Here is a 25,749-nt window from a genome sequence, read left to right as displayed (position 1 = left end):
GCCGCGGGATGGGATGGGGCGGGGCGGACGGGGCCGCCGGGACGAGCAAGCTGGCGCTCACGAAACGCCGGTGTCGGGTTTGCGGGTCGGCCATACGTCACCGGTCTAGTCCGGCCCTGCGTCCGCACGCCTCGATCGCCAACCGAACAACTCCTCCGGTGATGGTGCCGCCCGGTCATAGCCGGCTGAGCAAAAACTTCCGCCCTGGTACAGCGCGGCCACCGCATCCGCGTCCGCCACCCCGGCGATGACGTCAGGCGCAAACCTTTCCGCCTCCTGACCCGGATCCTCGCCGAGATCGTCGTGTCGAACCCACCACGAGCGCGCATTGGCCGACACGCCCCACACAATCCGGCAACCCAATGCCTCATGCGACAGCCCAGCCTCAATCAGACGAAGCAAATCCTCAAGACCGAGCCAGGTCGACAGATGGCGAGGCTCCGTCGGTCGCTCGATGCAGCTTCCGATCCGAATCGATAGGCTCTCCAACCCGTGCTTGTCCCAATAGAGTCGCGCCAGCAATTCGCCATAGGCCTTGCTCAGCCCATAATAGCCATCCGGGCGCATGTCGCAGTCCTCGTCCAGTTTCGCGCCGCGGCGATGGAAGCCGACTACATGGTTGGACGAAGCGAACAGCACCCGCGCTCCGGCCGCGCGGGCGAGATCGAACACATGATGGGTGCCGGCTATGTTCGGGCCGAGAATTGCCTCGAAGCTGCGTTCGGTCGAGGCCGCGCCGAAATGGAGTATCGCCGCAAAGTCGTTACCCAGTCGCAGCACCGCATCGCGATCGGCGAGATCGGCGGTGACGAAATGCGCATGTTCCGGCAGCTCATAAGCCGGCTCCACGATATCGGTCAGTACCAGCGGTCGATCCGGCCGGGCGAGACGGGCGGCGAGCACGGCCCCCAGCGCCCCCGCGGCGCCGGTGAGGAGAATGGGGCGACCCGATGCTGTTTGGTAGGTCATGGGGCATCCTCGAACAAAGCGATCGGCGCGCCGGCAACGCCGATATCCAAAGCGAATATCCCGCCGGATTCCGGCACAGCGCCCAGCCGGTCCGTCGTAACGCCCTTGCGCAGGCTGGTGAGGAACAGAGTGTGCAATCCGTCGCCACCAAAGCAGGGCATGGTCGGGGCCGGCATCGGCAAGGCGATTCGCGCCGCTAGCCGTCCATCGGTATCGAAGCCGTTGAGGCAACCGGCCGAGACGCCGCAACTCCAATAGATGCCGGCAACATCGCACGCGCCACCATCCGGCCGGCCCTCGGCTTCCGACAATGTGCGGATGCGGGTGCGCTCGGCAATCATCCCGCTCCGTGGATCGAAGTCCCAGCGGTCGATCCACGGGCCGCGCGAGTCGGAATGAAACAGGGTGCGCCCATCCGCCGTCCAGGCGAGGCCGTTCGAGACTTTCAGCCCATCGATCTTGCGATCGACCCGGCCGCCGGCGGTTACGCGATAGAGACAGGCTTCGGGACGTTGCCGATCCGGTGGAACATCATGCATCGATCCGACCCAGAAGGCGCCGTCCGGCCCTACCTTGCCGTCGTTGAGACGGAATTCCGGGAAGCGCGGCTCGACCTCGGCGAGCATCCGGTGCCGTCCGCTCTCGGTGTCGAGCATGAGCACCGCGCCGCCGCAGGCGACCACCAGCCGACCGGAGCGGGCGAGACCGAGGCTGCCAACTGGCCGGTCGAACGACCAATGCTGCTGCATGCCGCTGTCCATATCCAGCCTGAATACGGTGCCGGCAGGTATGTCGACCCAGTAGAGCGCCCGCCGCGCGGCGTCCCACAGCGGCGATTCGCCGATCTCGCAGCGGCTGTCGACGAGGAGCCGCGTCATCGGTTCCACACTCATCGCCACACCTCAGCGCGCCAGCCAGCCGCCGTCGACCGGCACCACTGCGCCGGTTACATAGCTGGAGCCCGGCGCGGCGAGGAAAAGCACGGCGGTCTTCAGGTCGTCCGGTACGCCCCAGCGGCCAGCGGGGATCCGATCTAATATTTGCCGGCTACGTACATGGTCTGCACGTAGCGCCGTGGTGTTGTCGGTTTCGATATAGCCCGGAGCGATGGCGTTCACGGTGATACCCTTCGGCGCCAGCTCGTTGGCCATCAGCCGGGTGAGGCCGAGCACGCCATGCTTGCTGGCGGTATATGACGGTACGCGAATGCCGCCCTGAAAGGAGAGGAGCGAGGCGATATTGATGATGCGCCCCGGTGTGGCGTGTGCCGCCCAGTTCCGTGCAACAGCCTGCGAGAGAAAGAACACGCTCTTCAGGTTCACCGCCATCACCGCGTCCCAGTCTTCCTCGCTGAAGTCGAGCAGGTCGGCGCGACGGATGATGCCGGCATTGTTGACGAGGATATCCGGTGTGCCGAAGTTCTCGGCGAGTTCCGTCATCAGGGAGGCGAAGTCGCCCCCGGCTTCGAGATCGCGGACGACTTCGTGAAACCGCACGCCCTGCGCCTCGACCGCCGCGCGGGTATCCGGCATGGCGCGCGAGCCAAGGCCGATCACGTCGGCGCCGGCGGCAGCCAGTGTTTCGGCGAGGGCCCGGCCGATGCCGGTGCGGGCGCCGGTCACCAATGCGATGTGGCCGGTGAGGTCGAACAACCCGGCGTTTCCGCTCATTTCAGCTCTCCCATCGGCACGAAATCCATGTCGGCGAAGGACTGGTTGTCGCCCGCCATCGCCCAGATGAAGGCGTAGGAGCCGGTGCCGGCGCCGGAATGGATCGACCAGGGCGGCGAGAGCACCGCCTGCTCGTTGCGCACCACCAGGTGGCGGGTCTCCTCCGGTCGACCCATCAGGTGCAGCACCATGCTGTCCGGGGCCACTTCGAAGTAGAAATACGACTCCATCCGCCGATCATGGGTGTGGGCGGGCATGGTGTTCCACACGCTGCCACCCTCCAGTCGCGTCAGGCCCATCACAATCTGGCAGGTGGGCAGCACGCCGGGGTGCAGATACTTGAAGATGGTGCGCTTGTTGGAGGAGTCGAGGCTGCCCATGGGTTGCGGCGAGGCTTCGGCTTCGCGCACGATCCGGCTGGGATGGCGCCGGTGGGCAGGAGCCGAGTTGGCGTAGAAGCGCGCCGGTCGCGCGGCGGACAGGTTCTCGAAGGTCACGTCGCGGGTGCCCATGCCGAGATAGAGCGCCTCCTGCGGCTGAACGACGAAGCTCTCGCCGTCCGCCGTCACCTTCAGCGCGCCGCTGCCGATATTGATGCCGCCGAGTTCACGCCGCTCCAGGAAGAATTCCGCGCCGGCGACGCCGGCCAGCGCGGCGTCGAAGGCAAGCGGCGCTTCTTCCGGGGCTATGCCGAGCACCACCATGCGGTCGTAATGCGAGTAGGTGGCGCGGATCCCTCCCGCGTCGAACACGGTGTCGATGAGGAAATGCCGGCGCAGGCCAGCCGTATCCAGTACCTCGGCCTGATCCGGGTGGATCGCGTGGCGGATATCCATGGGTACTCTCCCTGAGCGAATTCGGGCCGTTGACCGGCCGCTGTCAGATGAACAGGTCAGAATGGGCGATGCGCACCTGCGGCAAGGCCTTCAGGATTTCCGACAGATGCGCCTTCAGTTCGGCTTCGGCGCGGTCGGGGTCGCGCGCGTCGATGGCGGCGACAATGGCGCGGTGCTGCTCGACCAGATGCGGCAGCGCGGTCGCCGAGGGCAGGGTGAGGTGGCACACCCGGTCCATATGCGCCTTGATGTCGTCGATCACCGACCAGGCGGTCGGGCAGCCGGCACCCTCGGCGAGCGCGGCGTGGAAAAGCTCGTCGGCGCGCTGGAATTCGTAATGCTGGCCGGCCTCGGCCGCGATCGTCTGAGCGTCGAGATAGAAGTCGATGCGGGTGCGCACCCGCGCGTCGAAGCGCTCGCAAGCGCGGCGTACGATGCCGGCTTCCAGCGTCTCGCGGATGAAGCGGGCCTCCAGCATGCGGTCGAGCGAAATCTTGACCACGAAGGTGCCGCGCCGCGGCTGGATCTCCACCAGACCGGCGCGGGCCAGCGAAATGAATGCCTCCCGCACCGGCTGGCGGGATACCGCATAGCGTTCGGCGATATCCTGCTCGGACAGCGGCGAGCCCGGCCGGATGGCCAGCGTGATGATGGCCTTGCGGATTTCGCGCTCGATGCGGCGCGCACTGCTTTCCGCGACCTCGCCGGTCTCCACGTTCACCCGCACTCTCCCACATCGTCGGTTTCGATTGCTGCTTGACCTTCTACCATACTAGAGGCAGTATCTACCATACCAAAAACGAAGAAACCGCGTTGCGGAGGGCTAAATGACCGGCACGGCGAAGGAATTTGTCGCGGCACGGCGCGATGCGCGCCCGCTGGTCGCCTTTCCCGGCACCTTGCCCGCCAGCCTGCCCGCGGCCTATGCGGTGCAGGAAGAGGTGCTGCGGATCACACCCCGTCGTCTTGCCGGCTGGAAGGTGGCGGGCATCCCGCCCGCCTTCCGCGACCGCTACATGGCGCCGCGCCTCGTCGGGCCGGTCTTCGCCGATGTTGTGCAGGACGTGGCCAGCGGCGGTGTTGCCGACGTCTTCGTCTATGCCGGCGGTTTCGCCGCGGTGGAGGCGGAATTCGTGGTGCGGCTCACCGCCGACGCGCCGGAAGGGCCGCTCACCGCCGCCGACATTTCCGCCTTCTCGACGCTGCATGCCGGCTCGGAGATCGCCTCCAGCCCGCTCGCCAGTATCAACGAGCTTGGTCCCGGCGCGGTGATCGCCGACCATGGCAACAATGCCGGCGCGGTGATCGGTCCCGAGATTCCGCCCGAGGCGGCGCGCGACTGGGAGCGCCTCGTCTCGCGCAGCTTCATTGCCGGTGAACTCGTCGGCGAGGGCAGTGCCGCGCGCGTCGCGGGCGGGCCTTATGAGGCCGTCGCCTTCCTGATCGACCAGCTCGCCTCGCGTGGGCGCCGCCTGAAGGCCGGCGACGTCGTGCTCACCGGCATGACCACCGGCGTGCACGACGTGCGTATCGGTGAGCAGGCCCGCATCGAGTTTCCCGGCATCGGCGGCTTCGACATCCGCGTGCATGCGCGCCAACCGGAGCGTTCCGCCGCCGCCTGATCATCGGCGCCGCACGGCGTCTACGGACAATGACGGCAGCAAATGCCGCTTGTGACTCTAGGAGAGGAATACGCCAATGAACTTCGCACGCATTCTCTGCGTCGCCACAGCCGTCGCGATGGCCCCGGTCATGCTCGCACCGCCGGCGGCGAGCGCCCAGACCGTCCTGCGCTCCGCCGACATCCACCCGGATGGCTACCCGACCGTCGAGGCGGTCATCTATATGGGCAAGCTCGTCAAGGAGCGGACCAACGGGCGCATCGACATCAAGGTGTTCAACAACGCCTCGCTCGGCAGCGAGAAGGACACGATCGAGCAGACCCGCTTCGGCGTCATCGACATGAACCGCGTGAACACCGCGCCGTTCAACAATCTCGTGCCGCAGACGCAGGTGCTGGGCATGCCGTTCCTGTTCCGCTCCGTCGACCACATGCACAAGGTGGTGGACGGGCCGATCGGCGACGAGATCCTCGCCGCCTTCACGCCGCACGGGCTGGTCGGCCTCGCCTTCTACGATTCCGGCGCCCGCTCCTTCTACACCACCAAGAAGCCGATCAAGGCGATCGGCGACCTCAAGGGCATGAAGATCCGCGTCCAGCAGTCGGACCTGTGGATCGCGATGATGAAGGCCTTCGGCGCCAATGCGACGCCGATGCCGTTCGGCGAGGTCTATTCCTCGCTGGAGACCGGCGTGGTCGACGGGGCGGAGAACAACTGGCCGTCCTACGAATCCTCGCGCCATTTCGAGGTGGCGAAGAACTACACGCTCACCGAGCACTCGCTGGCACCCGAGGCGCTGGTGATATCCAAGACGAGCTGGGACAAGCTCTCGCCGGACGATCAGAAGATCCTCCGCCAGGCGGCCAAGGACTCGGTGGCCAAGATGCGCGAGCTCTGGCTGGCGCGTGAGAAGGCGTCCGAGGCGAAAGTCCGCGCCGCCGGCGTCAATGTCATCACCGTCGACAAGGCGCCGTTCATCGAGGCGATGAAGCCGGTCTACGACACGTTCGTCACCGATCCGAAGATGAAGGATCTGGTGACGCGCATCCAGGCCGTCCAGTGAACGCGCCGCTCAATCCGGCCCGGTCCGGATTGCCCGCTCCCGCCGCTGGCGCGGAGCGGGCGGATAGCCCGGGAGCCGATGTCCGCTTCAAGGAGGCCGCCGGAATGAATGCCACCCTCGTTCAAGCGCGTCGGGTGCTGGGATTCCTGTCCGCCGCGGCGCTGTGGATCGCCGGCTGCCTCCTCGTCGCCATGACGGCGGTGGTCGGCTGGCAGGTATTCGGCCGCTACATGCTCAACGACACGCCCAATTGGGCGGAGCCGATCTCGCTGCAGTTCATGAGCTGGTTCATCCTGCTCGGGGCGGCGGTCGGTGTGCGCGACAGCGTGCATCTCGGGCTCGACCTGGTGCGGCACATCTCGCCGCCCTGGATCCAGCGAAGCATGGACCTGACCAGCCTCGTGCTCGTCGCCGGCTTCGGCCTTGCCATGGCGTGGTACGGCACCCTGCTCGCCATCGGAACCTGGACGGCGACGATACCGGTGCTCGGTCTTCCCGGCGGGGTCGACTTCTTTCCCCTGATCCTCGGCGGGATCCTCATCGCCCTGTTCGCGCTGGAGCGGCTGGTCGACACGCTGCTCGGCGTCGAGCTGGTGGCCGATACCGCAACCCCGGAGTTGGTGTGATGGAACATCTGGTTCTTTTCGGCAGCTTCGTCGCGCTGATGGCGATCGGCACGCCCATCGCCTTCTGCCTCGGCATCTCCTCGCTTCTGACGGTGCTCTATATGGGGCTGCCGCCGATCGTGGTGTTCCAGCAGCTCAATTCCGGCATCAACGTCTTCGCGATGATGGCGATCCCGTTCTTCATCTTCGCCGGCGACCTGATGGTGCGCGGCGGCATCGCCGTGCGGCTCATCCGTTTCGCCGCCGGTCTCGTCGGCCATCTGCGCGGCGGGCTGGGCCAGGTGAACATCGTCGCCTCGACGCTGTTCGGCGGCATTTCCGGTTCGGCGGTGGCGGACGCCTCGGCGGTCGGCGGGCTGATGATCCCGCAAATGGCCAAGCGGGGCTACGACCGCGACTATGCGGTCAATGTCACGGTGAACGCGGCGATCATCGCGCTGATGATCCCGCCCTCGCATAACATGATCCTCTATTCCATCGCCGCCGGCGGCAATGTCTCGGTGGCCGACCTGTTCACCGCCGGCGTGGTGCCGGGGCTGCTGCTGGCGGCGGCGCTGATGATCACCGCCTGGTGGGTGGCGGTGAAGCGCGGCTACCCGTCCGAGCGGTTCCCCGGCTTCTCGCGGCTCGGCTTCTACTTCCTCTCGTCGATTCCGGGCCTGCTGCTCATCGCCATCATCTTCGGCGGCGTGCGCTCGGGCGTGTTCACCGCCACCGAGAGCTCCTGCGTCGCGGTTCTCTACGCGCTGCTGGTGGCGGTGCTGGTCTATCGCGAACTGGACTGGGCCGGCTTCGTCGAGGCGACGCTCGGGGCGGTGCGCACCACGGCGATGGTGCTGCTGGTGATCGGTGCGGCGGCGTCCTTCGGCTGGCTGATGGCCTATCTGCAGGTGCAGCAGGCGACCATCCAGTTGATCCGGTCGATCTCCGACGACCCGATCATGGTGCTGCTGCTGATCAATGTCGTGCTGCTGTTCCTCGGCACCTTCATGGACATGGCGCCGATGATCATCATCTGCACGCCGGTTCTGCTGCCGGTGGTGAAGGCCTTCGGCATCGACCCGGTGCATTTCGGGGTGGTGATGATCCTCAATGCCGGCATCGGGCTGAACACCCCGCCGGTCGGCACGGTGCTGTTCGTCGGCTGCGCCGTCGGCGGCATCAGCATACGCGAGGCGATGCGCACCATCTGGCCGTTCTTCGGGGCCAGCGTGTTCGTGCTGCTGCTGGTCACCTATGTGCCGGCGCTCTCGCTCTGGCTGCCGGCGCAGTTCCGCTGAGGCGATGCCGGCTCACGGTTCCGCCGGCGTGTCCTGCTCGATGACGTGCCGGCGGAGCGAGTCGCGGACCGACGCCAAAATCTCCTCCGACAGAACCGGATCGGTGCTGCTGAGGCCACGCGCCAGCGTCACCGCCCCGACCATGGACGACATCAGCGTGATGGCGTCGGCATGGCGTTCTTCCGGGGTTCCGCCGGGAGGCAGCAGTTCGGCGATGCGCTTGAGCTGATGGCGCAGCCCATCGGCATATTCCTGCTGCACAAGCTCCGGCTGGCGGGAGATTTCGGCACCGAAGGCGGAGATCGGGCAGCCTTTCGACGGCTCGTCGCGATGGCGGGTCGAGACGTAGCGATCGATCACCGACCACAGGTCCGGCACCTTGTCCCATTTGGCGAGGCTCTTCAGGAAGGCATCGCGGCAGGCCTCCTCGGCCAGATGCGCCTTGGAGCGGAAATGGCCGTAGAAGGCGCCGTGGGTGAGCCCGCTCGCCTGCATGATCTCGGCGACCCCGACATCCACGAAACCGCGCTCCCGAAACAGGCGGGAGGCGGCATCGAGGATCGCGCGCCGATGTTCGACGACCTTCTCGCGGGTAACACGCAATTCAAAACCTCCGCCGGGTGCACCGATCCCGGCTCCACACGCTCCTTTAACAACAGTTTTTATTCATGATGCAAATCAGAGATAATACGCAGGCGGGTCAGGCCGCCTGCGCCGCGGGGGCGGCGGCGCGGCGATCGAGCGCTCCGCTCCAGATGGTGAGGGCGAGGGCGAGGGCAACCAGCGCCGCGCCGACGAACGGGGTCGCGCCAAGGCCGAAGGGCGAGGCGACGACGAGCCCGCCGACCCAGGCGCCGAGGGCGATGCCGAGATTGAAGGCGGCGATGTTCAGCGCCGAGGCGACATCGACGGCGCCCGGCCGATGGATGCGGGCCAGCTCGACCACGTAGATCTGCAGGCCGGGCACATTGGCGAAGGACAGGAAGCCGAGCGCGGTGAGCGTCACCAGCGTCAACACCGGCGACAGCATGGTGAAGCCGAACAGCACCAGCACCAGCGCCTGCGCCGCGAACAGGACGATCAGCGCCTTGACCGGATCGCGGTCGGCAACGCGCCCGCCGATGACGTTGCCGGCCGCGATGGCGGCGCCGTAGAGGACCAGGATCAGGCTGACGGCATTGGCCGAGAAGCCGGTTACCGTCTCCAGGATCGCCGCCAGATAGGTGAAGGCGACGAAGGTGCCGCCATAGCCGAGCGCGGTCATGCCGTAGACGATCAGCAGCCGGCCGCTGCCGAGCACCTTGATCTGGTCGGACAGATGTGCCGGCTCCGGCCGCGAGAGCTTGGCCGGCAGCAGGAAGGCGATGGCGAGGAAGGCGATTACGCCCAGCCCGGCCACGCCGGCGAAGGTGGCGCGCCAGCCGAAATGCTGGCCGATGAAGGTGCCGAGCGGCACGCCGGTGACGATGGCGACCGTCAGCCCCATGAACATCATGGCGATGGCGGAGGCGCGCCGGTTCGGCGCGACGAGGTCGGCGGCGATGGTCGCGCCGACCGAGAAGAACACGCCATGGGCGAAGGCCGAGATGACCCGCGCCACCAGAAGGCTCGCATAGTCCGGGCTGAGCGCGGCGCCGGCATTGCCGGCGATGAACAGCGCCATCAGCCCGAGCAGCAGCGGCTTGCGGGGGATGGTGCCGGTGAGCGCGGTGAGGATGGGTGCGCCGAAGGTGACGCCGAGCGCATAGACGCTGACGATCAGCCCGGCGAGCGGCAGGTCGATCTGGAGATCGGTGGCGACGGTGGGCAGCAGGCCGACGATGACGAATTCCGTCGTGCCGATGGCATAGGCCGCGACGGTGAGGGCGAACAGGGCGATGGGCATGGGGCGAGCTCCGGGCGCATCCGCCAGGCGGCGCGCCAATGGGACAATTGTGTTGCCGTAACTATGGAGCGCGCATTCCCCCTTGTTTATTCCAAAAGCTGGATCAAGATTTGTGAATAAATTTCAAAGATAGGTAGTCATGGATAATCGCGCCGGTGAAATGCAGGTTCTGGTGGAGGTTGCGGACCGCGGCAGTTTCTCCGCTGCCGGCCGCTTCATGCGCCTGTCGCCCTCGGCGGTGAGCAAGATCGTCGCCCGCGTCGAGGCGCGGCTCGGGGTAAGGTTGCTGCTGCGCTCCACCCGCGCGCTGGTGCTCACCGCCGAGGGCGAGGCCTATGTCGCCCGCGCCCGCGGCATTCTCGCCGAGATCGAGGAGGCCGAGCGGCAGGTGGCGGCCGGTGCGGCGGTCGAGCCGCGCGGGCGTCTGCGGGTATCGGCCTCGGTGGCGTTCGGCGAGCATTATCTGGTGCCGCTGATCCCGAGCTTCCTGGCCCGGTTCCCTCGGGTCGAGCTCGACCTGTCGCTCACCGACAGCGTCATCGACCTGTTCGGCGAGCGCACCGATCTCGCGATCCGCACCGGCCCGCTGCGTGATTCGGCGCTCAAGGCCCGGCGCCTGCTCGACAGCCGGCGGTTGATCGTCGCCTCGCCCGGCTATCTCGATCGCCATGGCGTGCCGCAGACGCCGGCCGATCTCGACCGGCACAATTGCCTGCGCTTCAATTTCCGCCGCAGCCTCGACGATTGGCCGTTCCGCGATCCGGCGACCGCCGTGTCGTTCGTCCGGCCTATCGTCGGCAATTTCGAGGGCAATAGCGGCACCACGCTGCGTCGCCTGGCGCTGGAAGGGCTGGGGCTGGCCCGCATCGGCGAGTTCCATGTCCGGCCGGACATCGCCGCGGGCACGCTGGTGCCGGTGCTCGAGGACTACAACGCGGGGGATATCGAGCAGATCAGCGCGGTTTATGCCGGCCACGCCCATCTCGACGCGCGCATCCGCGCCTTCGTCGAGTTTCTCGTCGACCGCATCAAGGGGTGAGCGGCGGCCCGAGGAACTCGACGCCCCATGCCGTGCCGAAGGCGTCGAGCTTTGCGGAATCCGGCACTCCGTCCTGCATCACCCCGGCGAGGCCGGTGAAGAAGGCGACGGCGTCGAGGCCGGGCAGGATGAGAATGAACTGTTTCGCCGGCCGGTTGGTGATGTTGACGAAGGCGTGCGCCGCGCCGCCGGGGATGGTCACCACGTCGCCGGCTCCGGCCTCGAAGCGCCGGCCGTCGCATTCGAACAGGTAGCGTCCCTCCAGCACGCGGAATATTTCGGTCTCGCGATGACGGTGCAGCGGCGGGCCGAAGCCCGGCGCATTGGTCGTCTCGATGGCGGTGACGGCGCCGCCGCTCGCCGACGGCGGCAGCGGCACGCGCAGGATGAGGCCGATGGCCGGCACCGCGATGGCGGGTTCGTCGGCATGCGCGTGCAGGAAGCGGAAGCTCATGATGTCCGGGTCCGGTTGGTCGCCCATCCGAACCCGTCCATGTCCGGGATGCAATCCCGGCGCCGTCAGGCGAAGGCCTTGAGATAGTCGCGGGCGCTGGTCGAGGGCCGGCCGGCGAGGCGTTCGACATCGTTGGACGTCGCGGCATATTCGCCGGCGCCGAGCGCCGCGTAGAAGCTGCCGACGCCGGCGACCACGAATTCCGGCAGGCCCATCTCGCGGAACTTCGCCTCGAAGGCCGCGACCGGCACGTCGAGCGCCTTGATTTCCCGGCCCGTCAGCTCTGCGAGGATGGCGGCGAGGTCGACCGCGCTATAGGCCTCGCTGCCGGCGATCTCATAGACCTTGTTTTCGTGGCCGGTGCCGGTGACGGCGCCGACGATCGCATCCGCCACGTCCTGGTGCGAGACATAGGCGACCTTGGCGTCGATGCCGGGGAAGGGCAGCACGCCGCTCTCCCTGGCGCCGGCGAACAGCGCGTCATTGTTGGAGAAATAGGAATTGTCGCGCAGGATCGTATAGGCGAGGCCGGAGGCCTTCAGTTCGGCTTCCGTGGCCTCATGCGCCTTGGCCCAGTCGAAGGCGCTGGCGGCGACCGGGTTGGTGGCGCTGGTATAGACGATGCGTGCCACGCCGGCTGCCCTGGCCGCCTCGACGGCGTTGTGGTGCTGGGCGATGCGTACCGCGTTCGGCCCCGCGCCGGAGATGATCACCGCGACCGTCGCACCGGCGAAGGCGGCCTTCAGGCTCGCGGGGTCGTCGTAGTCGGCGGCGATCACCTCGAAGCTCTGCGCCTTGCGATCACAGAGCTTTTCCGGCGAGCGGACGGCGAGACGCACGCCCGTGGCGAGGCCCTTGGCGGCGAGCGCGTCGGCGAGCGCGGTGCCGAGCTTGCCGCTCGCGGCGGTGATGACGATCATGATGCGGTATCCTTCGGCGGACGAGCCCGCGAGGGCTGTCTTTGGTTACTGAATGAGACTAACATGCTCATCCGTGCCTAAGGCGCAAGAACGGTTTTTGAAGTGCCTCGGTATGCGCGCGGTAACCATTGGCCCCGTTGCGGCCGGCCGGAACGGAGTGGGCGATGAAGCCGGAATGGATCGATCTCGGGGACGCCTGTCCCACACGCTCGCTGCTCGACCGCATCGGCGACCGCTGGAGCGTGCTGGTACTGATGGAGCTTGAGGCGGCGAAGCGGCGCTTTTCCGAGCTGCGGCGGGCGATTCCCGATATTTCCCAACGCATGCTGACGCAGACGCTGCGCTCGCTGGAGGCCGACGGGCTGATCTCGCGCACGGTGTTCGCCACCGTGCCGCCGCGCGTGGACTATGAACTGACCGAGCTTGGCCGCTCGCTGATGGTGCCGCTCGGGGCGCTGATCGCCTGGGCGGAGGCCAACCATGTCGCGGTGAAGCAGGCGCGCCGTCAGCCGGAAACGACGATCGACGGCTCTCCCGCCTCCAGCCGGCCGACGATCGCGGCGGCCGGATAGCCGGCGGCGCGGATGTCGGCGAGCAGCGCCCCGGCGGCGTCCGGCGCGCTGGCGACCAGCAGGCCGCCGGAGGTCTGCGGATCGGTGAGCAGGTGGCGGCGCCAGTCGGGGAAACCTTCCGGCAGGGCGACCGCCTCGCCGTAGCTAGCCCAGTTGCGGTGCGAGGCGCCGGTGACAAAGCCTTGCTGCGACAGGGGTTCCGCCTGTTCCAGCAGCGGCAGGGCGGCGGCGTCGAGATGCAGCGCCAGGCCGGAGCCGCGCGCCATTTCCAGCCCATGGCCGAGAATGCCGAAGCCGGTGACGTCGGTCACCGCGTGCACGTCCGGCTTCTTGCCCAGCTCGGCGCCGATGCGGTTGAGCCTGGTCATCGAGCCGATCATCTCGGCATAGGCGGCCCCGTCCAGCGCCTGCTTCTTGAAGGCGGCGGAATAGATGCCTATTCCCAAGGACTTGGTGAGGATCAGCACGTCGCCGTCCCTGGCGGTGCTGTTGCGGCGGATGTGCTCTGGCCGGGCGGTGCCGATCACCGCGAGGCCGTAGATCGGCTCGGGCGAATCGATGGAATGGCCGCCGGCGACCGGGATGCCGGCCTCATTGGCGATGCCGGCGCCGCCGCGCAGGATGTCGCGCACCATCGGGGTGGGCAGCCTGCCGAGCGGAATGCCAAGAATCGCGAGTGCCATCAATGGCTTGCCACCCATGGCGTAGACGTCGGAGATGGCGTTGGTGGCGGCGATGCGGCCGAATTCATAGGGGTCGTCCACCATCGGCATGAAGAAATCGGTGGTGGCGATCAGGCAGGTATCGTCGTCGAGCTGCCACACCGCGGCGTCGTCGCCGGTCTCGGTGCCGACGAGAAGCCGCTCGAAGGGACCGCTAAGTACCTGTTCCGACAGAAGTTCCCGCAGAACCGAGGGGGCGAGCTTGCAGCCGCAGCCGCCGCCATGGGCGAGGCTGGTAAGGCGGAACGGGACGTCTTCGGTCGGCTTGTCGAGCATGGCGGAATTCCCTGTGAGGGGCGGGAGGCGAGGCCCCCGCTGCCCCTCTCCCCTGCCGGGAGAGGGGCCGTCGGTGAGTGCAGTGAGGTGTATGATGAGCCCGATTTGCGGGCCCTGGATGTATGATCAGGCCGATCAGGCGCTGATCTCGCTGGCCTTGATCGAATAGGTGAAGGCGTCCGGGTCGAGGCAGTCGTGCCGCAGGCTGGCGACCTCGGCCTGCGGGTACATCAGGAAGCCGAGCCTGGGTCCCGAGGAACCCGGCAGGGCGACGTCGTGGCCGTCATTATAGGCGAGCCAGTTGCCCTCCCAGGCGCCGAACAGCGTCTTGCGGGCGGCGACCACCCTGGCGTCGTCGACGGCGTTCTTCCCCGGCGGCTCCTCGAGCACCACCTTGCGCACGTCGGCCGGGTCCGCCGGCACCCAGCCAAAACCCTCCAGCCACACCTCGGCGCGGCAGTGCTGGGCCTTGCTCACCGTCGGCGAGTTGGCGCCGAGGCTCTTGTAGCCGAAGGCGGAGGGGGCGACGCGCAGGCCGTAGAGGTCGCGGGCCGGGATGCCGGCGGCGCGGTTGAGGCCGACGAACAGCGCGTTGAGATCGGCGCATTTGCCGCCGAGATTGCCGCTCGCCAGCAGCGAGGCGATGTCGCCGGTGCCGCAGCCGCGGGTGGCGGCATTGCGATAGGTGTTGTCCACCACCCATTCATAGATGGCGCGGGCCTTCTCGATATCGGTCGCTTTGCCGGCAATGATCTTGTCCGAGGTCGCCTTCACCAGCCCGTCGGTGGGGATGAGGTCGGTGGCCCTGAGGAACAGCGCGCGGTCGTCCGCCGACAGCGGGGCGATGGGCCCCGGCCTGGCGAAATCGGTGGCGCGGTCGCGGGTGGCGAATTTGGAGGTGATCTCCACCTTCGGGTCGGCCTCGCCCTGCGCCCATGTCAGGTGCAGCATCTGCGCGCCGTAATGCGGGTCCTTCACGATCTCGGCGCTGCGGGCATTGGTCTTCCAGCTGCTGCCGGCCGGCTTGAACCAGTCGTCGGCGGCGAAGGCGGGCAATGGCACCCAGGCCTGGGCCGGGCCGGCCTTGCCGTCGACCGGCGCAATGTCGAGCGTGGTCACCACCTCGAAATTACGCCAGTTGCCGGGCTTTGGCGCGAAGGTCGCGGTTGCAGCAGACGTTGCGGCGGCAGGCGTTGCGGCGGTTTGCGCAAGGGCGTGGCGGGGGAGGGCGAAGGCGGCGGCGGCGAAGGCGGCGCCGGCTTTCAGCAGGTCGCGACGGCTGGTCATTGTTGATGGCTCCCGGAGGTTTCAGGCAAGGCGGGCTGGGCGGGCGCCGGCCGGGCCGGCGAGCCGGCGGGCGGTGCGCCGGCGAGGGGCGGGTCAGCGAGGGGCGGGTCGGAAATCAGCGCTTCCAGATTCGCCACGGCGCGCGGGTCGTCCCAGTCGACCGGGCCGGCGGCATAGAGGCGGAGCGTGTGGTCGGGGGCGAGCACATAGCTGGTGGGGAAGAACTCGACCTTCCACGCCTTCATCGCGGCGCGGTCCTCATCGAGCAGGATGGGGAAGGGCACGGGATCGGCGGCGAAGAACCGGCGGATCCGGGTTTCCGGCTCGCCGACATCGACCGCGAGAATCGCGAAGCGGGTTCCTCGCGGCATTGCTCCCATGCGACTGGAGAGCCGGCGCAGCGCCGCCATCTCCTCGCGGCAGGGCTCGCACCATGTCGCGAAGAAGTGAACGAGCACCGCGCGATCTCGCAGTGCAGCAAGCTGCTGCGGGCCATGGTCGAGCGAGCCGAGCGACAGCGACGGCACCGGAGCGCCGCGCGGCAGCGGCGAGTCGGGCAGGCCCTGCGCGGCCGCATCGGCCGCAACCGCCGCGAGCGCCACGAGAAAAATCGAAAAAATGAACGGTGCGGAGCCCCGACACGCGGGAGCCGATCTGTCGAGCACGGAACGATCCTGCCGACAGCGGCCCGCGCTCGTCAATCATCCCATGGTTTGGGGCGCCCGATTGTGCGCCGCAGCAGCGCCGTTGCGAAATCGCACGGCGGAAGCATCTGGAATATCAAATCTTTTTGGTGCGGCTCGACTTTAGATGATTTGACATTGGAGGAGCTAAAAAATAGCGTCCCCTGATCGGATATCCCTATCTCACCATAGGGAAGACACGGCATCGCCCAGGGTCCGGGAGAATTAGCATGAACATGGAGCTCTCGCGTCGCGCGTTCCTGCGCACGTCGGGTGCAGGCATAGCGGGTAGTACGCTCGGGGCCTTCGGCTTCGGCGAGGCGGAAGCGGCGGTCGCCGCCCACGTCAAGCCGTTCCACCTGGCCAACACCACCGAGGCCCGCAACACCTGCACCTATTGTTCGGTCGCCTGCGGCATCATCCTGTTCTCGAAGGGCGACCTTCGGAAGGGCGAGAAGGCCGAGATCGTCCATGTGGAGGGCGACGCCGACCACCCGACCAATCGCGGCACCCTGTGCCCGAAGGGCGCCGCGCTGCTCAGCATCGTCAAGTCGGAGACGCGCCTCACCGAGCCGATGCTGCGCAAGGCCGGCTCCGACACGTTCGAGCCGATCTCCTGGGACGCGGCGCTCGACAAGATCGCCCGCGCCATGAAGGACGATCGCGACGCCAATTTCGTCGCCACCAACAAGGACGGCGTCACCGTCAACCGCTGGATCACCACCGGCATGCTGGCGGCGTCGGCGACCACAAACGAGACCGCCTTCGCCACCTACAAGGTGGTGCGAAGCACGGGAATGGTGGTTTTCGACAACCAGGCGCGCGTCTGACACGGCCCGACGGTGGCGAGTCTCGCCCCAACATTCGGCCGTGGCGCAATGACCAATTCGTGGACCGACATTCGGAACACGGATCTCGTGGTGATCATGGGCGGCAATGCCGCCGAAGCGCATCCGTGCGGATTCAAGTGGGTCACCGAGGCGAAAGCCAACCGTGGCGCCAAGCTCATCGTCGTCGACCCGCGCTTCACCCGCTCGGCGTCGGTGGCGGATTACTACGCGCCGATCCGCCAGGGCAGCGACATCGCCTTCCTGATGGGGCTGATAAATTACTGCATCCAGAACGACAAGGTGCAGTGGGATTATGCCAAGGCCTTCACCAATGCCTCCTATCTGGTGAAGGAGGGCTTCGCCTATCAGGACGGCCTGTTCACCGGCTATGACGAGGCCAAGCGCGACTACAACCGCGACAGCTGGGAATACGAGATCGGGCCGGACGGCTATGCGGTGGTCGACGATACGCTGACGCATCCGCGCTGCGTGTGGAACCTGCTCAAGCAGCATGTCGCCACCTATACGCCCGAGATGGTCGAGCGCATCTGCGGCACGCCGAAGGACAAGTTCCTGCATATCGCGCAGATGATCGGCGAGTGCTCCTCGCCGACCAAGACCATGACCTCGATGTATGCGCTCGGCTGGACCCAGCATTCCAAGGGGGCGCAGAATATCCGCGGCATGGCGATGCTGCAGCTCATCCTCGGCAATATCGGGGTGCGCGGCGGCGGCATGAATGCGCTGCGCGGCCATTCCAACATCCAGGGGCTGACCGATCTCGGGCTCATGTCCAACATGCTGCCCGGCTACCTGAACCTCGCCACCGAGAAGGAGCCGGACTTCGCCAGCTACATGTCGACGCGCGGGTTCAAGCCGCTGCGGCCGAACCAGATGAGCTACTGGCAGAACTACAAGAAGTTCTTCGTCAGCTTCATGAAGTCCATGTACGGCTCCGCCGCCACGGTGGAGAACGACTGGGCCTACCAGTACCTGCCCAAGCTCGACGTGCCGACCTACGACATCCTGCGGGCTTTCGAGCTGATGAAGCAGGGCAAGATGAACAACTACATCTGCCAGGGCTTCAATCCGCTGATGGCCTTCCCCAACAAGGCCAAGCTCGCCGAGGCGCTGGGGAAGCTCAAGCTGCTGGTGATCATGGATCCGCTGCAGACCGAGACCGCCCGCTTCTGGGAGAATCACGGCGTCTACAACAAGGCCGATCCCGCCAGCATCAAGACCGAGGTGATCCAGCTCCCCACCACCTGCTTCGCCGAGGACGAGGGGTCGCTGGTGAATTCCGGCCGCTGGCTGCAATGGCACTGGGCCGGCGGCTCGCCTCCCGGCGCGGCGCGCACCGACACCTGGATCATGGCGCAGATCCACCTGCGGCTGAAGGAGCTCTACAAGAAGGAGGGCGGCGCCTTCCCCGACCCGATCGTCAATCTCAACTGGTCCTACAAGGATCCGAACGAGCCGACGCCGGAAGAGCTCGCCAGGGAGATGAACGGCTCGGCGCTCGTGGACGTTCCCGACCCGGCCGATCCCTCCAAGAAGCTGCTGGAAGCCGGCAAGCAATTGTCGGGTTTCGGCCAGTATCGCGACGACGGCACCACGGCGGGCGGCTGCTGGATCTTCTCCGGCTGCTTCACCGAGGCCGGCAACGCGATGGCGCGCCGGGACAATTCCGACCCGGACAATACCGGCGCCTACCTGAAATGGTCGTTCGCCTGGCCGGCGAACCGGCGCATCCTCTACAACCGCGCCTCCTGCGACCTCGACGGCAAGCCGTGGGACCCGTCCCGCAAGCTGATCGAGTGGGACGGCGCCAAGTGGAGCGGCTACGACGTGCCGGACATCGCGCCGACCGCCAAGCCTAGGGATGTCGGCCCCTTCATCATGAACCCGGAGGGCGTCGGGCGCCTGTTCGTGCGCCGGATGATGCGGGACGGGCCGTTCCCGGTGCATTACGAGCCGTTCGAGAGCCCGGTCGTCAACGTGATCGCCCCGAAGATCGTCGGCAATCCGGTGGCGCGGGTGTTCAAGGACGACTGGGAGCAGTTCGCCAAGACCGCCTCGCCGGACTTCCCCTATGCGGCGACCTCCTACCGGCTCACCGAGCATTTCCACTACTGGACCAAGAACAACCATGTGAACGCGGTCCTGCAGCCGGAAGGCTTCGTGGAGATCTCCGAGGAACTGGCGAAGGAGAAGGGCATCACCAAGGGCGGCTGGGTGCGGGTGTGGTCGAAGCGCGGCCAGATCTTCGCCAAGGCGGTGGTCACCAAGCGCATCAAGCCGATGACCTGCGACGGCAAGACGGTCCATGTGGTCGGCATCCCGATCCACTGGGGCTTCGTCGGGGCGGCGCGCAAGGGCTTCGGCGCCAACAACCTCACCCCCTTCGTGGGCGACGCGAATATCGAGACGCCGGAATTCAAGGCGTTCCTCGTCAATATCGAAGCGTCCACCGGGCCGGTGGCATAGGGAGAAGGCGCATGTTTCCTCCGCTTCCCAACCCCAGCGTCGATCCGGCCGCCGCCTCGCCCCGCTTCGGCGAGAAGGACATCATGCGCCGGTCGGCTTCCACGGTGACGCCGCCGGCCGAGCGGCTCACCGAGATCGCCAAGCTGATCGACGTCACCAAATGCATCGGCTGCAAGGCCTGCCAGGCCGCGTGCCTGGAATGGAACCAGCTCACCGAGGAGATCGGCTTCAACCACGGGGTCTACGACAACCCCATGGACCTGACCGAGAACAGCTTCACGCTGATGCGCTTCACCGAGTGGGAGAACCCCGAGACCGAGAATCTCGAATGGCTCATCCGCAAGGATGGCTGCATGCATTGCGAGGATCCGGGCTGCCTGAAGGCCTGCCCCTCGCCCGGCGCCATCGTGCAGTACTCGAACGGCATCGTCGATTTCCAGCACGAGAACTGCATCGGCTGCGGCTATTGCATCAAGGGCTGCCCGTTCAACATCCCGCGCATCTCCAAGGTCGACCACACGGCGTATAAATGCACGCTGTGCTCCGACCGCGTGGCGGTGGGGCAGGGGCCGGCCTGCCAGAAGGCCTGCCCGACCCAGGCCATCGTGTTCGGCACCAAGCAGGAGATGAAGGGCTGGGCGGATTTCCGCATCAAGGACCTGAAATCGCGCGGCTTCGCCAATGCCGGGCTCTACGACCCGCAGGGCGTCGGCGGCACCCATGTGATGTATGTGCTGCACCACGCCGACAAGCCGTCCATCTATGCCGGCCTGCCCGACAATCCGCGCATCTCGCCGATCGTGGAAACCTGGAAGGGCATCACCAAATATATGGGGCTGGCGCTGATGGGCGTCGCGGCGGCGGCCGGCGCGCTGCACTATTTCGTCGCCGGGCCCAACAGGGTCTCGGAGGAAGACGAGGAGAATGCCGAGAAGCTCGCCGGAACCCGGCCGGCTCCGCCGCCATCCACCACGTCGATGCCGGGCGAAAGGGGATAGGTCATGGATTCGAAGGACCTCCACGTCTCGAATCTCGGCGCGCCCTCGGATGTTCCCGCGCCTTCCGATTTTCGCGCAACGCCGGATCTTCGCATGGTCCCGGAGCCCGCCGAGGATGTGGAGCCGGGCGATGCGGTGCATGCCGGCCACCCGGTGACGGTGGACCGCTACACGGCGGCGGCCCGCGTCAACCACTGGATCACCGCCACCAGCCTGGTGCTGCTGGCGCTGTCCGGCCTCGCCCTGTTCACGCCCTGGCTGTTCTTTCTCACCGGCCTGTTCGGCGGCGGGCAGATGACGCGCATCCTGCACCCGTGGATCGGCGTGGTGCTGTTCTTCTCCTTCTCCGGCCTGTTCCTGCGCTTCTGGCGCGCCAACCTGCCGGCGCGGGAGGACGTCACCTGGGTGGCGCATTCCGGCGACCTGCTGGCGGGCCGCGAGGAGAAGATGCCGGAAGTCGGCAAATATAATGCCGGCCAGAAATTCGTGTTCTGGTCGATGTCGGCGCTGATCCTGGTGCTGATCACCAGCGGCATCGTGATCTGGGACCAGTATTTCTCCACGTTCACCACCATCGAGCAGAAGCGGATCGCCGTTCTCATCCATTCGGCGACGGCGATCTTCGCCATCTGCGTGTGGATCGTCCATGTCTATGCGGCGATCTGGGTGAAGGGCACCATCAGCGCCATGACCAGCGGCCATGTCACCGGCGGCTGGGCCTGGCGCCACCATCGCAAATGGCTGCGCGAGCTGGTGGGCAAGCCGGTGATCGGCAAGCCTGGTGGCGGTGCCGCCTCCGGCCGGCCGGGCACGCCGGCCGAGTGAGGCCGAACCGGATCGGCGGCGCCCGCGAGGGGATGCCGCCGCTCCATCCGCCGAGGCGATGCCGGCAAGCCGGTCCGGCCTTTCGGAAACACCGCGCGGATCCGTGCGGCCTGTTTGAGCGTTGCCTATCCGCGTTTGCCCGACCACGTGACCGGTCCGGTTCGTGAGGAGCCCGATGAATTCCGATATCCAGCCCGATCCGACCGCCATCGGCGACGTCTCCACTCCGCCCTTCGCGGTGGCGCCCGATCCGTCTTCGCTGTTCGTCATCCGCGCCCGGCGCCTGCGCGCCTATGCGGCGGTGAGCCCGGCCAAGCCCTATCTCGATTTCGTCGCCGGCATCGTCGATGCGCAGGCCGGGCTGGTCGCCAGCCAGCCGGCCCCGGCGCCGCTGCCGGCCGCGAGCCTCGCCCGCGCGCTCGAATTCGGCATGCCGCCGCTCGACCGCGCGGCGCTCGCCCATGACCCGGCGCTGGCCCCGACGCTCGACGCGCTGTTCGATGCCGCCGCGCGCCGGCCCATGCCGGAGGCGGCCAGCGCGGCGCTGGACCGGGTGGCGCGGGCGGGCGCGGAGCTGCGGGCGGAAATCGCCGCCAACGTGCTCTCGCATGCCATCCCGATGGAGGCGCTGGCCGAGCATGCCTTCCTCGCCGCCGGGCTGCAGGTGCTGGCGGCGCGGCACGCCGCGACGCTCGACGCCGCCACGCTGCAGCCGATGAGCGAGACTGCGGTGTGCCCGGCCTGCGGCGGCCCGCCGGTCGCCTCGCTGATCGTCGAATGGCCGACCGCCCATGGCAACCGCTTCTGCGCCTGCGAGCTGTGCGGCACGCTGTGGAACTATGTCCGCATCAAATGCGTGTCCTGCGGCTCCACCAAGGGTATCGGCTACCAGGAGGTCGAGGGTGGCCCCGGCACGGTGAAGGCCGAGACCTGCGACGAGTGCCGCACCTATGTGAAGGTGCTCCACCAGCACAGGGACCCGTCGATGGAGGCGGTGGCCGACGATCTCGGCAGCCTGCCGCTGGACCTGATGATGCAGGGCGGGCCTTATCGCCGCGCCGCCTTCAATCCGTTCCTGATCGGCTATTGAGGGGAGGCGGCGATGGATGCGGAGCCCCGCCCGTCCCTGCGCGACCTGCCCTCGGTCGACCAGGTGCTGAAGACGCCGGCCGGGCTTCACGCCGCCGCGCGCTTCGGCCGGGCGCCGCTGACCGCCGCGATCCGCGCCGCGCTCGACGTGGTGCGCGCCTGCATGCTCGCCGGCCAGCTCGCCAGCCTGCCGTCGCCCGACCATGTGGCGCTGGCGGCGGAGGAGGAGCTGGAGCGCGGCGCGCGGTCCGGCCTGCGCCCGGTGTTCAACCTCACCGGCACCGTGCTGCACACCAATCTCGGCCGCGCGGTGCTGGCGGAAGCGGCGATCGAGGCGGCCAGCGCCGCCATGCGCTCGGCGCTGGCGCTGGAATTCGACCTCGAGACCGGCACGCGCGGCGAGCGCGACGACCATGTGCGGGCGCTGCTGGTCGAGCTGACCGGGGCGCAGGACGCCACCGTCGTCAACAACAATGCCGCCGCGGTGCTGCTGGCGCTGAACACGCTGGGGGCGGGCAAGGGCGCCCTCGTCTCGCGCGGCGAATTGATCGAGATCGGCGGCGCCTTCCGCATGCCGGACATCATGGCGCGGGCCGGGGCGCGGCTCGTCGAGGTCGGCACCACCAACCGCACCCATCCGAAGGACTATGCCGGCGCCATCGACGCCGGGACCGGGCTGATCCTGAAGGTGCATACCTCGAATTACCGCATCGAGGGCTTCACCAGCGAGGTGCCGGCGAGGGAGCTGGCGGCCATCGCCCGCGCGGGGGGCGTGCCGCTGGTGCACGATCTCGGCTCCGGCACGCTGTTCGACCTGGCGCTGATCGGCATCGGCCACGAGCCGACGGTGCGCGAGAGCGTGGCGGACGGCGCCGATCTCGTCACCTTTTCCGGCGACAAGCTGCTGGGCGGGCCGCAGGCCGGCTTCCTCGTCGGCCGCGCCGACCTGATCACCGCCATCAATCGCAACCCGATGAAGCGGGCGCTGCGCGTCGACAAGATGCGGCTCGCGGCGCTGGAGGCGACGCTCAAGCTCTACCGCGACCCCGACACGCTGGCCGCGCGGCTGCCGACGCTGCGGCTGCTGGCGCGGAAGGCGGACGAGATCCGCACCCTCGCCGAGACGCTGGCGCCGCAAGTGGCGGCGATCCTCGGCGCCGGGTTTACCGTCGACGTCGTGGACTGCGCCAGCCAGATCGGTTCCGGCGCGCTGCCGCAGGAGACGCTGGCGAGCGCCGGGCTGGCGATGCGCGCCGGCGACGGCAGCGGCGGCGCGCTGAACGCGCTGTCGGGCGCGCTGCGCCGGCTCGACCGGCCGGTGATCGGCCGCATCAAGGACGGCGCGCTGCTGCTCGACCTGCGCTGCCTGGAGGACCCGGCGGGCTTCCTCGAAAGCCTGTCCGGGCTTGCGGTGCCGCCATGATCATCGGCACCGCCGGCCATATCGACCACGGCAAGACGGCGCTGGTCGGCGCGCTGACCGGCGTCGACACCGACCGGCTGAAGGAGGAGAAGGCGCGCGGCATCTCCATCGATCTCGGCTTCGCCTATCTGCCGAGCGAGGCCGGCATTCTCGGCTTCGTCGACGTGCCGGGCCATGAGCGCCTCATCCACACCATGCTGGCCGGGGCGAGCGGCATCGATTTCGCGCTGCTGGTGGTCGCCGCCGACGATGGGGTGATGCCGCAGACGCGCGAGCACCTGGCCATTCTCGACCTGCTCGGCCTGTCGCGCGGGCTCGTCGCGCTGACCAAGGCGGATCTCGCCGATGCGGAGCGCCGCGCGGCGGTGGCCGCCGAGATCGCCGGGGCGCTGGAGGGCACCGCGCTCGAAGGGGCGCCGGTGCTGCCGGTCTCGGCCCGGACGGGGGAGGGAGTCGAGGCGCTGCGCGCGGCCCTGATCGCCGCCGCCGGCTCCTTCGCCGCCGGGCGGGGCCTTGGGCGGTTCCGGCTGTCGGTCGACCGCAGCTTCGCGCTGCCGGGCGCCGGCACCGTGGTCACCGGCACGGTGATGTCGGGCGCGGTGGCGGTCGGCGACCGGGTGGGCGTCAGCCCCTCCGGCCTCTCCGCCCGCGTGCGCTCCATCCATGCGCAGAACCGGCCGGCCGGGCGCGGCGTCGCCGGCGACCGCTGCGCGCTCAATCTGGCCGGCGAGGGCATCGCCGCCACCGTGCTTTCGCGCGGCGACGTGGTGCTCGACCCGTCGCTGCATGCGCCGACCGACCGCATCGATGCGCATCTGCGGGTGCTGGCGAGCGAGCCGCGTCCGCTCGGCACCTGGTTCCCGGCCCGGCTGCATCACGGCGCGGTGGAGGTCGGCGCGCGGGTGGTGCCGCTCTCGGCCGAGGCGCTGGCGCCCGGCTCGGAGGGGCTGGTGCAGCTGGTGCTGGAGCGGCCGATCGCCGCCGCGATCCGCGACCGCTTCATCCTGCGCGACACCTCGGCCCAGCGCACCATCGGCGGCGGCCGCTTCGTCGACCTGCGCGCGCCCGCCCGCAAGCGCCGCACGCCGGAGCGGATGGCGCAGCTGGAGGCCGGCGCCGCCGCCGACCCTGCCGAGGCGCTCGCCGCGCTGCTCGCCTTGCCGCCCGGCTTCGTCGATCTCGACGCCTTCGCCCGCGACCGGGCGCTGGCCGCCGACGCCCCGGCGACGCTCGCCGCCGGTCTCGGTCTCGTCACGCTGAGCGCCGGCGGGACGACGCTGGCGCTTGCCGCCGCGCGCTGGGCGGGATGGCGCGAGGAGATTGCCGAACGGCTCGCTTGCTATCACGCCGCCAATCCCGACCTCGCCGGCATCGGGGTGGAGAAGCTGAGGCTGGAGCTCGGCATCCGCCTGCCCAAGCCGGCCTTCCTCGACGCGCTCGCCCGCCTCGCCCGCGAGGGGCTGCTGGCGGTGGAGGGCGCGTGGGTGCGCCTCGCCGGCCACGAGGTGCGGCTCACCCGCCGCGACGACCTGCTCTGGGAGGCGGTGGAGCCGATGCTGGCCGGCATCGAGCGCTACCGGCCGCCGCGGGTGCGCGACATTGCCGGCCGGCTCGGCGAGCCGGAGGCGGATGTGCGCCGGCTGCTGAAGCTGCTGTCGCGGCTGGGCCGGGTCGACGAGGTGGCGCATGACCATTTCTTTCTCCGCCCGGTGGTCGCCGCCATGGTCGGCCATGCAAGCGACCTGGCGTCGGAGGGGGAGTTCAGCGCGGCGGCGTTCCGCGACCGGATCGAGGGCGGCGGCGCATCCGGCGAGCATGCGGTCGGCCGCAAGGTGGCGATCCAGATCCTGGAATTCCTCGACCGCCACGGCGTGACGTTGCGGCGCGGCGACATGCGCCGTATCAACCGGCATCGGCTGGACCTGTTCGGCGTCGCGGCGGCGCCGGCCACCCCGCCGGTCGCCTCCGGGCAAGGCGCGCCGGCTGGAAAGCCGGGCGTATCCGGGCAGGACGCGCCGGGCGGGGATCCGCCGGCGACGGCGCCGCTTGTGCCGAGTCAAGATTCGTCGGCGCCTGCGCCGACGGGTTCTGGGGAAGAGAGGTATCTCCGGTGAGGTACCCGGACTTCAAATCCGGGAGGGGCCGCGCGCCGGTCCTTGGTGGGTTCGACTCCCACTCTCTTCCGCCAGCTGT

Annotated in this window: 24 protein-coding genes and 1 tRNA gene; 13 read left to right on the top strand and 12 right to left on the bottom strand. The window is 68.2% G+C overall.

The annotated features are described in order from the left end of the window. Window positions 1–105: 105 nt before the first annotated feature. Genes AC1RU4_RS25250 through AC1RU4_RS25230 form a run of 5 tightly spaced genes read right to left on the bottom strand, consistent with a single transcriptional unit; the run spans window position 106 to window position 4,196 of the window. Window positions 106–969 (bottom strand): NAD-dependent epimerase/dehydratase family protein, encoded by an 864-nt coding sequence (locus AC1RU4_RS25250; protein ID WP_492894470.1) that lies wholly within the window; start codon window positions 967–969, stop codon window positions 106–108. Continuing rightward, window positions 966–1,862 (bottom strand): SMP-30/gluconolactonase/LRE family protein, encoded by an 897-nt coding sequence (locus tag AC1RU4_RS25245; protein ID WP_492894468.1) that lies wholly within the window; start codon window positions 1,860–1,862, stop codon window positions 966–968. Before AC1RU4_RS25245 ends, AC1RU4_RS25250 begins: the two co-directional genes overlap by 4 nt. A 9-nt stretch (window positions 1,863–1,871) precedes the next feature. After that, window positions 1,872–2,639 carry a 2-dehydro-3-deoxy-D-gluconate 5-dehydrogenase KduD gene (gene kduD / locus AC1RU4_RS25240; RefSeq protein ID WP_492894466.1) on the bottom strand — a complete coding sequence of 256 codons (768 nt, stop codon included), beginning with the start codon at window positions 2,637–2,639 and terminating at the stop codon, window positions 1,872–1,874. Further along, window positions 2,636–3,475 (bottom strand): 5-dehydro-4-deoxy-D-glucuronate isomerase, encoded by an 840-nt coding sequence (gene kduI / locus AC1RU4_RS25235; RefSeq protein ID WP_492894464.1) that lies wholly within the window; start codon window positions 3,473–3,475, stop codon window positions 2,636–2,638. Before kduI ends, kduD begins: the two co-directional genes overlap by 4 nt. A gap of 43 nt (window positions 3,476–3,518) precedes the next feature. Further along, the gene (locus AC1RU4_RS25230; RefSeq protein WP_492894462.1) at window positions 3,519–4,196 is read right to left on the bottom strand and encodes a GntR family transcriptional regulator; all 678 of its coding nucleotides are present in this window, start codon (window positions 4,194–4,196) and stop codon (window positions 3,519–3,521) included. 106 nt (window positions 4,197–4,302) lie between these two features. On the opposite strand from AC1RU4_RS25230, the gene AC1RU4_RS25225 reads away from it, so the two are divergent. The 4 genes from AC1RU4_RS25225 (at window position 4,303) to AC1RU4_RS25210 (ending at window position 8,066) form a co-directional block, all read left to right on the top strand. Then, entirely contained in the window at window positions 4,303–5,097 is a 795-nt protein-coding gene (locus AC1RU4_RS25225) for a 2-keto-4-pentenoate hydratase (RefSeq protein WP_492894460.1), read from the top strand. Between the two features lie 76 nt (window positions 5,098–5,173). Further along, window positions 5,174–6,160 carry a TRAP transporter substrate-binding protein gene (locus AC1RU4_RS25220; RefSeq protein WP_492894458.1) on the top strand — a complete coding sequence of 329 codons (987 nt, stop codon included), beginning with the start codon at window positions 5,174–5,176 and terminating at the stop codon, window positions 6,158–6,160. Between the two features lie 104 nt (window positions 6,161–6,264). Further along, complete coding sequence (locus AC1RU4_RS25215) at window positions 6,265–6,786, top strand: TRAP transporter small permease (protein WP_492894456.1); 522 nt, start codon at window positions 6,265–6,267, stop codon at window positions 6,784–6,786. Beyond that, window positions 6,786–8,066 carry a TRAP transporter large permease gene (locus AC1RU4_RS25210; protein ID WP_492894454.1) on the top strand — a complete coding sequence of 427 codons (1,281 nt, stop codon included), beginning with the start codon at window positions 6,786–6,788 and terminating at the stop codon, window positions 8,064–8,066. Before AC1RU4_RS25215 ends, AC1RU4_RS25210 begins: the two co-directional genes overlap by 1 nt. A 12-nt stretch (window positions 8,067–8,078) precedes the next feature. Here the strand turns inward: AC1RU4_RS25210 and AC1RU4_RS25205 are convergent, their stop codons facing one another. Further along, window positions 8,079–8,669: a TetR/AcrR family transcriptional regulator gene (locus tag AC1RU4_RS25205; protein ID WP_492894452.1), complete on the bottom strand. Its 591-nt coding sequence runs from the start codon at window positions 8,667–8,669 to the stop codon at window positions 8,079–8,081. 97 nt (window positions 8,670–8,766) lie between these two features. Beyond that, entirely contained in the window at window positions 8,767–9,951 is a 1,185-nt protein-coding gene (locus AC1RU4_RS25200) for an MFS transporter (RefSeq protein WP_492894450.1), read from the bottom strand. A gap of 139 nt (window positions 9,952–10,090) precedes the next feature. On the opposite strand from AC1RU4_RS25200, the gene AC1RU4_RS25195 reads away from it, so the two are divergent. Then, window positions 10,091–10,990, top strand: a complete 900-nt coding sequence (locus tag AC1RU4_RS25195) for a LysR family transcriptional regulator (RefSeq protein ID WP_492894448.1) — start codon at window positions 10,091–10,093, stop codon at window positions 10,988–10,990. Here AC1RU4_RS25195 and AC1RU4_RS25190 read toward each other — a convergent pair. Next, entirely contained in the window at window positions 10,980–11,471 is a 492-nt protein-coding gene (locus AC1RU4_RS25190; protein WP_492894446.1) for a cupin domain-containing protein, read from the bottom strand. The two genes, AC1RU4_RS25195 and AC1RU4_RS25190, sit on opposite strands and share 11 nt — an antisense overlap. Window positions 11,472–11,509: 38 nt before the next feature. Next, complete coding sequence (locus AC1RU4_RS25185; RefSeq protein WP_492894444.1) at window positions 11,510–12,364, bottom strand: SDR family oxidoreductase; 855 nt, start codon at window positions 12,362–12,364, stop codon at window positions 11,510–11,512. A 164-nt stretch (window positions 12,365–12,528) separates the two neighbouring features. Here AC1RU4_RS25185 and AC1RU4_RS25180 point away from each other — a divergent pair, with 164 nt between their 5' ends. Further along, the gene (locus AC1RU4_RS25180) at window positions 12,529–12,936 is read left to right on the top strand and encodes a winged helix-turn-helix transcriptional regulator (protein ID WP_492894442.1); all 408 of its coding nucleotides are present in this window, start codon (window positions 12,529–12,531) and stop codon (window positions 12,934–12,936) included. Here AC1RU4_RS25180 and selD read toward each other — a convergent pair. The 3 genes from selD to AC1RU4_RS25165 all read right to left on the bottom strand — a co-directional run bounded on the left by selD (window position 12,870) and on the right by AC1RU4_RS25165 (window position 15,922). After that, entirely contained in the window at window positions 12,870–13,934 is a 1,065-nt protein-coding gene (gene selD / locus AC1RU4_RS25175; protein WP_492894440.1) for a selenide, water dikinase SelD, read from the bottom strand. The two genes, AC1RU4_RS25180 and selD, sit on opposite strands and share 67 nt — an antisense overlap. Window positions 13,935–14,069: 135 nt before the next feature. Next, window positions 14,070–15,221 (bottom strand): transglutaminase-like domain-containing protein, encoded by a 1,152-nt coding sequence (locus tag AC1RU4_RS25170; RefSeq protein WP_492894438.1) that lies wholly within the window; start codon window positions 15,219–15,221, stop codon window positions 14,070–14,072. Beyond that, complete coding sequence (locus AC1RU4_RS25165; RefSeq protein WP_492894436.1) at window positions 15,218–15,922, bottom strand: TlpA family protein disulfide reductase; 705 nt, start codon at window positions 15,920–15,922, stop codon at window positions 15,218–15,220. Before AC1RU4_RS25165 ends, AC1RU4_RS25170 begins: the two co-directional genes overlap by 4 nt. 212 nt (window positions 15,923–16,134) lie before the next feature. Between AC1RU4_RS25165 and fdnG the strand changes: the two genes are divergently transcribed. The 7 genes from fdnG (at window position 16,135) to AC1RU4_RS25130 (ending at window position 25,744) form a co-directional block, all read left to right on the top strand. Then, the gene (fdnG, locus tag AC1RU4_RS25160; protein ID WP_492894434.1) at window positions 16,135–19,221 is read left to right on the top strand and encodes a formate dehydrogenase-N subunit alpha; all 3,087 of its coding nucleotides are present in this window, start codon (window positions 16,135–16,137) and stop codon (window positions 19,219–19,221) included. Window positions 19,222–19,232: 11 nt separating this feature from the next. Next, window positions 19,233–20,219, top strand: coding sequence for a formate dehydrogenase subunit beta (gene fdxH / locus AC1RU4_RS25155; protein ID WP_492894432.1), 987 nt, complete (start codon window positions 19,233–19,235; stop codon window positions 20,217–20,219). Between the two features lie 93 nt (window positions 20,220–20,312). Then, the gene (locus AC1RU4_RS25150; protein ID WP_492894430.1) at window positions 20,313–21,044 is read left to right on the top strand and encodes a formate dehydrogenase subunit gamma; all 732 of its coding nucleotides are present in this window, start codon (window positions 20,313–20,315) and stop codon (window positions 21,042–21,044) included. Between the two features lie 175 nt (window positions 21,045–21,219). Next, window positions 21,220–22,134, top strand: a complete 915-nt coding sequence (gene fdhE, locus AC1RU4_RS25145) for a formate dehydrogenase accessory protein FdhE (protein ID WP_492894428.1) — start codon at window positions 21,220–21,222, stop codon at window positions 22,132–22,134. Window positions 22,135–22,146: 12 nt separating this feature from the next. Then, window positions 22,147–23,556, top strand: coding sequence for an L-seryl-tRNA(Sec) selenium transferase (selA, locus tag AC1RU4_RS25140; RefSeq protein WP_492894425.1), 1,410 nt, complete (start codon window positions 22,147–22,149; stop codon window positions 23,554–23,556). Continuing rightward, entirely contained in the window at window positions 23,553–25,670 is a 2,118-nt protein-coding gene (gene selB / locus AC1RU4_RS25135) for a selenocysteine-specific translation elongation factor (protein ID WP_492894423.1), read from the top strand. The genes selA and selB overlap by 4 nt, the downstream gene beginning before the upstream one ends. After that, window positions 25,649–25,744, top strand: a tRNA-Sec gene (locus AC1RU4_RS25130). The genes selB and AC1RU4_RS25130 overlap by 22 nt, the downstream gene beginning before the upstream one ends. The last annotated feature ends 5 nt before the right edge of the window (window positions 25,745–25,749 follow it).

Source organism: Ancylobacter sp. GW821-FHT10E12 (assembly GCF_058809335.1).
Note: the sequence above shows the minus strand (reverse complement) of the source record. Positions and strands in the feature narration are given on the sequence as shown.